Origin of the sequence: Methanobrevibacter sp. (assembly GCF_045112895.1) — an archaeon.
In the GTDB taxonomy this organism is placed as follows: Archaea; Methanobacteriota; Methanobacteria; order Methanobacteriales; family Methanobacteriaceae; genus Methanocatella.
Genome location: NZ_JBGUIH010000051.1, coordinates 1 through 8,790, shown reverse-complemented (window position 1 = coordinate 8,790; position 8,790 = coordinate 1). Strand labels below are relative to the sequence as shown.

Sequence of the window (8,790 nt, the reverse complement as noted above, 5' to 3'; positions counted from 1 at the left end):
GGTGACGCACCTGGTAAAGGTAAAAAAGATGAAATGGACGAACAAGGTTTAGGATACATTATCGTAATGTCTGACCCAATGATTGGTGCAAAAAGAGAATGGTTAGACCCAACCGAAATGGCTATTTTCAACTCAGACATCTTAAAAGTACTCGCAGAAACCGGAGCATTAAGATTAGTCCAACAAACTATCGACACCGTAATCGAACAAGCAGAATCTGGCTCAATCGAATTACCAAAACTCATTGTTACCGCTGAAAAAGCTGCAGAAGCTGGTGGATTCGCAAACCCATACGCAAAAGCAAAAGCTATCGCTGCATACGAAATGGCAGGATCCGTTGCTAACTTAGACATGAAAGGTTGTTTCATGACCAAAGGTTTCGAAAACTTCATCCCATTAGTAGCTGCTGCTCACGAAATCGCTGCATGTGCTGCTAAATTAGCACAAGAAGCAAGAGAAATCGAAAAAGCAAACGACACTGTTTTAAGAACCCCTCACATGAAAGAAGGAAACCCTGGTTGTAAAACAGAATTAATCTCAAAACCACAATAAGTAGCATACTTTGCTACTTCATTTTTTTATTTTTTTACTGTTTTTTCCAAAATTAGCTCATAATAGCTATGCTATCATTTAAAAAAAAAATCTATTGTTTTTATTAAAAAATTAAAAAAAGATAGCTATAATATAATAGCTATAATACTCCTTTTGTAGAAGGAATCTGGTCATGCTCAATTTTAATGGCTTCCTTTAAGGATTTGGCAAATGCCTTGAAAATAGCTTCGGCCTTATGGTGGTCATTCGCCCCTTCAACAGTACCGTAAATGTTCAATTTGGCACTTGAAGCAAATGATTCGAAGAAGTGAATAACAACATCGGCTGTCATGTCGCCGATTTTCTCATTTTTAAAGTCAAGCTTCATATTGCAATAGCTGCGGCCGCTGATGTCAATTGCAACTGTTGCAACTGATTCGTCCATAGGAACTATTGCGTGAGCCATTCTTTTAATTCCTTTTTTATCACCAATAGCCTGATTAAATGCTTCACCTAAAAGGATTCCAATATCCTCAATAGTATGGTGATCATCAATTTCAATATCCCCTATAGCCTGAACATCCAAATCAACCATGCTGTGTTTTGAAAATGATTCCAGCATATGGTTAAAAAAGTTCACACCAGTGGAAATATTATATTTACCGGTTCCATCAAGATCCATTCTAATACTGATATCTGTTTCAGATGTTTTTCTTGAAACGTTTGCATTTCTAGTCATAATTTAACCTATCAAATAATTAATTTAACCTTCAAGCATTTAATCTTCTTCGCCCGGACGTATGATTTTAATACATTGTGTAGGGCATTCCATTGCACATAATGTGCAAACATGACAATATCTCAAATCCAATATATGTGCAACTCTATCAACTTTCCAAATTTTAGCTGCTTTGGGACAAATCTCATAGCAGTTTCCACAACCGATGCATTCATCTTCATCAACCAAAATCTGCAACATGAACTAATCACCAAACATCATAACTTTAAAGTTGCAACTGACATCGCTTTAAATCCGACATAGACTTCCTTACCAATATTGAGATTCAACTCCTTTTCGGCAGAAACTGTAATGTCACAGGATAAAACAACGCCTCCAACATTAATCTTAACACGAATTATCTCATTTTCAAGTTTCATTTCAACAATCTGGCCTTTTAATATGTTACGAATGCTTGAAGTTTGAGGCTCCAGCATCAAAAATATATTGTCATAACTTATCAAAGCGAGAATTTTATCCCCAATTTTATACTTTCTATTCAATGGAGCGTTAATCTCAAACTGATCCATTTTGATTGTCATTACGCCTTTAACTTCATTAATGTCAACAATTTCCGCTTCGATTTCATTTACATCTTTGTGAAGCTCCATGATGGCATTGATTTTTTTACATTCTTTTAGGATAGAGTACCCTTCTTCAGTAAGAGCGGTTCCTCCACCTCCGCCTTTTCCACCTTTTGTGGTGCTAACGATTTTAACATTAAGTGATGATTCCATCTTTTCAATGTAATTCAGTGCAGTCCTGTAAGAAACTTTAATCTCTTTGGCGGCTGCAGTTAAAGAACCAAAATCTAAAATGGATTGAAGTAGTTGATATTTCTTACCGTCCAATAAAAAAGAATTGCCATCTACATTGATTTTATATTCAACACCTGCTTTTACATCAGCCATTATAAATCCCCCGAAATATAATAATATATCTATCTCTTTTATTATTAAATAACTTTTCTATTTATTTTGAAATAATCTGACACGAAAATAACTTTAATAATATTTTCATATCGATACGATTATTCGCCGAATTCTAACCTTTCAACAAGATTCAACACCTTATCTACAATTTTATATAATGGACCGAATCTTGCTGACAGATTCCTTAAACTTTCGATATCATCCCTTTGGAAGAATTTGACTAAAATCAAAGCAAAGAAATAAACAATTATGCAAATAAATATTCCCGGGAACAGCCAAACGGTTGATTTCGGTATGAAATATGCTGCCACCCCCATAATTGCAGAAGCGGCCAATATCTTAACGACTGATTTTGTAGGGGATTTGGTTTTAGTTAATCTGAATACCATATAAACGCAAGGCACCATCATCAAAAAGCAAGCAACACTGGTAGCCAATGCACCGCCGGCGATTCCTAACTTTGGAACCATGACCCAGTTTAGGATACCTGTAACGACTGCACCGCCAACCAAAATGTACATTGGAATTCTAGGATTGCCAATTCCCTGAATAATACTGGTTGAAATTGCGAATATTGAATAAAATGTCATTCCTAAAGATAAAATTGACAATGCCATTGCTCCTGCAACATAAGCAGGATTTTTGAAGTAAAGCACTCTTAAAGTAGGTGTTGCGAACAATGCAAGACCCACGCACATAGGAACAACAAACAACAATGAATACTTATAGGCTTCAGAAACATATTTTTGAAGCATGTTCACATCTTTAAGCTTGAATGCTTCGGATGAAGCGGGAAGAATTGTAGTGGCTATGGAAATGGAAATAATCAGCGGAAGCCTTGCAATAGGATCGGCCGCTGCAAAAAATCCGATATCGTCAAAAGTCAAGAATCTGCCCATAACAATAGTGCAGATGTTATAGATAAGCATTTCAGCAATTGCTGTGATAATCACCGGAATGGAAAACTTAACCAATGTTCCTGCCAGTTTCAATTCATCCTTGCGTGTGAAAACAAAATTATCGCTTGCCTTTGGAATCAAATCGCCCATATGATATTTAAAAATATATACTGCCGCAACAACTGAAAGGGAATATCCCAAAACAGTACCCCATAAGGCTCCGACTGTAGACAATCCAATCAAAACGAATGCAGTTGCAAACAAGATCATGCCTAGCTGCTCTACTGCACGGGTATAGACGATATATTCCATTTTATAGACTCCCTGGAATGCCCCCCTAAATGCACCGACAATAACACTGAATGGAGTAATAAGGCCTACAATCTGCAAAGGGATTAAAGCAGCAGGCTTTCCAAGGTAATCATAAGCAAGATATGGAGCAACGGCAAAAATCATTAAAGCTCCAAAGAACAAACCTAAAAATACCATAATTTTCAAGGCCGTATAAATGGTCTGCCTAGCCATATCCTTTTCATCAACGGCCTCATATTCTGCAACATACTTGGCAATTGCAGGAGGAAGGCCCCCAGCCGATAAAGTCTGGAAAATTCCCTGGAATGGTAAGGTAATTCCTAAAATACCATACGCAGTAGGGCCTAAAAGAATAGCCATTAAAAAACGGTAGATGTAACCGCCAATACGGAAAATTACATTACCTATCAAGATTATTAAACTACCACGCACTAACTTATTCGCCATAATATAACCTTAAAAATTAACTATAACTAATATAAACATATTGTACTATTTAAATATATACTTATTCAAGAAATTTTCAAATTCAACTAAAGTCCTATCTAAAGACTCCATTCCATAATCATCATTTTTAATGTCTTCCAATGAATCATTTGACCAAAATGAAGCACCTAAATTAGACCCAAAAGGCCCTCCACTTACTGGAATGATTCCGTGTATCATAAAATATGTAATATTTTTCAGATGCGCGAAGTCCTGACCGCCAGTCCTGTCTCCTCCGACGGCAATGCTCATTCCTATTTTGCCCCTTAAAATATTATAGTCAACTGCTTCTAAAGCTCTGGTCCTATCCATGATTGCCGATAAATTGCTGCTGATGCCGCCGCTCTGGATTGGAGTTGCCAAAATGATTCCATCAGCATTCAAAAGCCCTTCATATACTCCTTTCATATCATCCTCAATAATGCATTTCTTATGTTCCAGACAATAGTCACAATGCATGCAGGGTTTGATGTCCTTGCCCATGCAAGTGAAGATTTCCGTGTCAAAATTTCTATTTTCCAATTTATATAAAGCATTTCTTAAAACATATGCTGTTGTACTGTCTCTAGGACTTCCGCAAATTCCAAAAACTTTCACGATATCAAAACCTTAATATAAGTTTAGATGTTTTAGTAAAAATAGTTTAATAGGAAAAATAAATGCAAATAGAGTTAAAAATAAAAAATTAGTAGGATGCATGTGCACCTACTTGACTTTAATGTTTACTTTTTTAGACACTTTATTGATCTTTTTTGTTCCAGCATAGGAAACTGTCGCCTTGAATGTTCCCTTTTTGGTCAATTTGGTTATCTTGAATGTTGCCTGGCCTTTGCTATTGGTTGTAGCACTATATTTTTTTCCATTAACCTGTAAGGTGACTTTGGCTTTTTTCATCACTTTGTTTTTGTTGGTCTTTAAAGTAATTGTATATTTTTTGGTTTTTGTTTTGACTTTAAAAGTTGCTGCTTTAGCAGTTAGTTTCGGTGTCGGTTTAACAGTTATTGTCACTTTTTTAGTTATTTTATTGTAGTTTGCATTTCCATTGTAAGTGATAACTGCATTGTATGACCCAATCTTAGTCAGTTTGGTTATTTTAAATGTTGCAACACCGTTTGAATTAGTTGTTGCCTTATAGGTTTTTTTATTGATTGTAATACTGACTGGAACTTTTGAAATCGCTTTATTTTGGAAATTCTTTAAAGTGATTGAGTATTTCTTAGTTTTTACTGCCGGTTCAAAATTCTTTTCAGCGGCAGTAATTTTAGAAGTTGTCTTTTTAACAACCACCAATATTTGCTGCAATGCCAACATTTCGCTTCCGGTTGAAACAAATGAAATTGAATTAACCTCTCTTAATTTATCTTTAACATTCAAAGAATAAACATCACTAGAAAATACTTTTCCATTCCATACATTAGCATATTCAATTCCATTGAATACTAGATTGCCTTCATTTTTTTGGGCTCCTGCAGCGAAGACATACAGCTTTGCATCTTTCAGATTTTTTAAATCGGCGGTTATAACTGAATTGGACTTAACTTGAGCCATGCCATTGACTGCATCCGAAGAAAGCAAATCCGCACCATTGGAGATATAAACATCTCTACTAACATGACTGGTAGTGCTGTTATACAAATAAATCAAAGTGATTGGGCATACGGTAGTTGTTGCCTTATTCTTATTTAAAGTGAAGGTGTTATCTCCGTTTTTCATTAACTTGGTGACATCATAAACCAAAAGCCCATAACCATATTTCGCATAAGTTCCGTAATTTGATTGATCCCTATAAAATCCGATAGGGGTTACTTTAACACCATTGAATTCGGTTGCAAACATGTTTTTACCTTCCGCAATGCCTAAAGAATTGTCAAAGAAATAATATGGGACATAAATATAAGCCTTTACAAATTTAGAAGTTTTAGCTAAATTAACATTCCAGCTTTCTGTTCTTTTAAGAGTTGACATTGGCAAATAATCATTTTTAGGACTAACTACAATATCTCCAGTGATTGTTCCCTTAAAGAATAAATCCTGTCCTTCAGTTGAATATTCCAAATCTTTACCCAAATATCCATTGTATAAGACAGGGATGGATTTTGAAGAGCTATTGATAATTTTATTGTTTAATAACACTTTAACTGTGTAATTAACCTTATCATTTTTCGCTCCATAGACTGAATTTTTGGTAGCCTGACGGATAGTAGGATCCACTAACCTTAAAGACTCACTCTTTCCTTTTAAATCAATTTGAGTAGTATTGACAAGTTTTCCATCAGCAAACAGCTTTACAGTGACCTTACCACTTCTAGTGTTTTTAATATTTATATTTACGTTATTTTTAATGCCTGCAAAGACTACATTGTCTTGTTCTGTGCTGATTTTTGAAACAGATGTTTGTAAATTTTTGCTGAGGACAATTATTTGTTGTAATGCTTGAATTGTAGATCCGGTTGAAATGAAAGAGATGTTATTTACGTTATTGATGGATTTTGTAACGTCCAATGTGTATAAATCTGTTGTGTGCAATGTTCCCTTCCAAACATCAGATTTTGCAACTTTATTAAAAGCAATGTCTCCTTCACCTTTTTGAGCCCCAGCAGCAAAAACATACAATTTTGCATTTTCAACCAATTCTGAATTTAAATTAACGGTTGTATCTGATTTAACTTCCCTATTTGCTAAATTATAGTTATTTTCAAGCAAATCAACACCATTTGAAATATATATCTCTTTGAGTTTGGTGCTGCCGGTGGTATTGTACATATAAATCAAAGTGCTTGGATAGACCCCCGGGTATTCATCTTTTTTGTTCAAAATAAAAGTATTATCACCTGTTTTTATAGAATCAGTGACATCATAGACTAAAAGCCCATAACCATATTCTGCATAGTTTCCTATATTGCTTTGGTCCCTGTAAAAGCCAATAGGAGTTACTTTAACACCATTGAATTTGACATTGAACATGTTGATGTCTTCAGGAATCTTTTTAGAGTAATTTGGAATATAATAATTGTAAGGTATGTAAATATATGCCTTTACAAAATTGGAATTTTTAGGCAACTTAACATTCCAAACGTCGGTTCTTTTTAAATCTGTTCTTTCCAAGTAAGAATTTTCATCTTTAGTATCGATTACCATATCGCCAGTGATAGTTTCCTTAAATGACAGCTCATATCCTTCATTAGGATATGCCAAATCTTTACCTAAATAACCATTATACAAAATAGGAATGATATGGGAAGAAGAATTTATAACTTGATTGTTTGATAAAATCCTAACTTCATAATTAACTTTCTTATTGTTTGCTCCGTAAACTGTATTTTTATTGACGGCGCGAATTGTTGGGTCGGTTAAATACACAGTTTTAGCAACATTTTTTAAAAGAGTTACTTTTGTTTTATTTACAACTGTACCATCGGCCAACAATTCGATTGTGTAAGACCCTTTATTGTTTGTCATTGCCTTAACATTTACAGTATTATTGGTTCCCGCAAAAATACAGATTGTTGGTTCGACACCGGTAGAATATTCTGTTTTAAAATCTACAATAGTTTGATTATTGGACCCCGCATCTTCAGAGAAATTATGGTCTATAATTAAAACTGAAAGAACTTCCTTAAAAGAAGCCCATCCATCCTTACTTGAAGTGAATGCAATTTCCGTATCACCTGTAAAATAGTCAGTAACATCCCATTTATGATATTGATAATAAGCGCCGTTAATATATTCATCACCAGAGTCCTCATCAAAAAATAGACTCTCACCATTAATTTCATAAAATGCATCATTGCTTGAAAGACCTACATTTGTAAGGGTAATCTTAGTATTGGAATCAACATCAACATCCCCTGAATTAAAATAGGTATAGGTTTTTTCATTTGTCCAGGCCTGACCCGCATTAATCCAATAGTCAATAGAATCTGAATCACCATCCTCATAAGCTAAAATCAATGAAATTAACTTTATTCTTCCATCAAATGCTTTTCCATCCATTGGCAAAGAAGAAACATCTATTGTAATTGGACTGCCAGCTGAACCCTGTACCAAATTAGTGACATTATAAAAAATCATATAATCAGAATAACATTTTGTAATATGATCATTTACAATGTAAATTTCACCATCTGTTGTTCCGCTACTTATCCATAAATTTTCGGTTTTATGAAGATTGCCATTTTTTGCTTTGATTGAAATATCCGCAACAGAACCATAATTAGACTGTGCACTGCCGGAATAAATGCTGACATATGCATAAGCACATTTAATGTCTGTCGCTTTTGAAGGAACATTATAAACTAAATCACCATGATTACCATTTTTAGCATCAGATTCCGCCCATGGATGCTTAGCTACAACATCAACACCCCCAGAAACAGTGCCTGAATCAACAGTTTCTATATCATCACTAATCACTTCACCAATAACATCTTGATTAGAACTAGCCAAATTTTCATCAATATAATCTTGATTATCATATGTTGAATCAACAGTCAAAGAAGTAGAATTGATATCTTCAGCGGATACAACTCCTACACTAATAAACATCATGAAGATTAAACATGAAACCAACAATACCTTTCTATTCATCATGAGAAACCCCAATTAAAAATTGTTTATTAAAAGTATTACAAAACTTGTCATATGAGTAATACTTTTTTAAATAATTATAATAATCAATAATTATTTTGAAATAAAAAGAATATAAATTTTTCTTAATGATAAAAAAATAGTCAAATGTTTTAAAATATGTGACTTAGGATATGAATAAAAAAAGAAAATGAAAAAATGGGAATGAACCCATTTTTCTAAGTTTTTATTTTGTTATTTTTACTGTGCTTGTTACGTTGCATGC

The 8,790-nt window shown here is 34.1% G+C and carries 7 protein-coding genes; 1 reads left to right on the top strand and 6 read right to left on the bottom strand.

Annotated elements, in window-relative coordinates; all coding sequences use genetic code 11:
• Positions 1 to 552 (top strand): F420-dependent methylenetetrahydromethanopterin dehydrogenase (locus ACJMLD_RS08565; RefSeq protein WP_405270515.1); only part of this gene is annotated, 552 nt, incomplete at its 5' end.
• A 139-nt stretch (positions 553 to 691) separates the two neighbouring features.
• On the opposite strand, the gene hisB is transcribed toward ACJMLD_RS08565, so the two are convergent.
• The 6 genes from hisB to ACJMLD_RS08535 form a co-directional block, all read right to left on the bottom strand.
• Positions 692 to 1,270, bottom strand: coding sequence for an imidazoleglycerol-phosphate dehydratase HisB (gene hisB, locus ACJMLD_RS08560; protein ID WP_405270513.1), 579 nt, complete (start codon positions 1,268 to 1,270; stop codon positions 692 to 694).
• Positions 1,271 to 1,309: 39 nt separating this feature from the next.
• Positions 1,310 to 1,510 (bottom strand): 4Fe-4S binding protein, encoded by a 201-nt coding sequence (locus ACJMLD_RS08555; RefSeq protein ID WP_405270511.1) that lies wholly within the window; start codon positions 1,508 to 1,510, stop codon positions 1,310 to 1,312.
• 17 nt (positions 1,511 to 1,527) lie between these two features.
• Positions 1,528 to 2,220 carry a TOBE domain-containing protein gene (locus ACJMLD_RS08550; RefSeq protein ID WP_405270509.1) on the bottom strand — a complete coding sequence of 231 codons (693 nt, stop codon included), beginning with the start codon at positions 2,218 to 2,220 and terminating at the stop codon, positions 1,528 to 1,530.
• A gap of 119 nt (positions 2,221 to 2,339) precedes the next feature.
• A complete protein-coding gene (locus tag ACJMLD_RS08545; RefSeq protein WP_405270507.1) occupies positions 2,340 to 3,899 on the bottom strand; it encodes an oligosaccharide flippase family protein in 1,560 nt (519 codons plus the stop codon).
• A 45-nt stretch (positions 3,900 to 3,944) separates the two neighbouring features.
• Positions 3,945 to 4,535, bottom strand: a complete 591-nt coding sequence (locus tag ACJMLD_RS08540) for a flavodoxin family protein (RefSeq protein WP_405270505.1) — start codon at positions 4,533 to 4,535, stop codon at positions 3,945 to 3,947.
• 108 nt (positions 4,536 to 4,643) lie between these two features.
• The gene (locus ACJMLD_RS08535; protein WP_405270503.1) at positions 4,644 to 8,528 is read right to left on the bottom strand and encodes a DUF3344 domain-containing protein; all 3,885 of its coding nucleotides are present in this window, start codon (positions 8,526 to 8,528) and stop codon (positions 4,644 to 4,646) included.
• Positions 8,529 to 8,790: the final 262 nt, after the last annotated feature.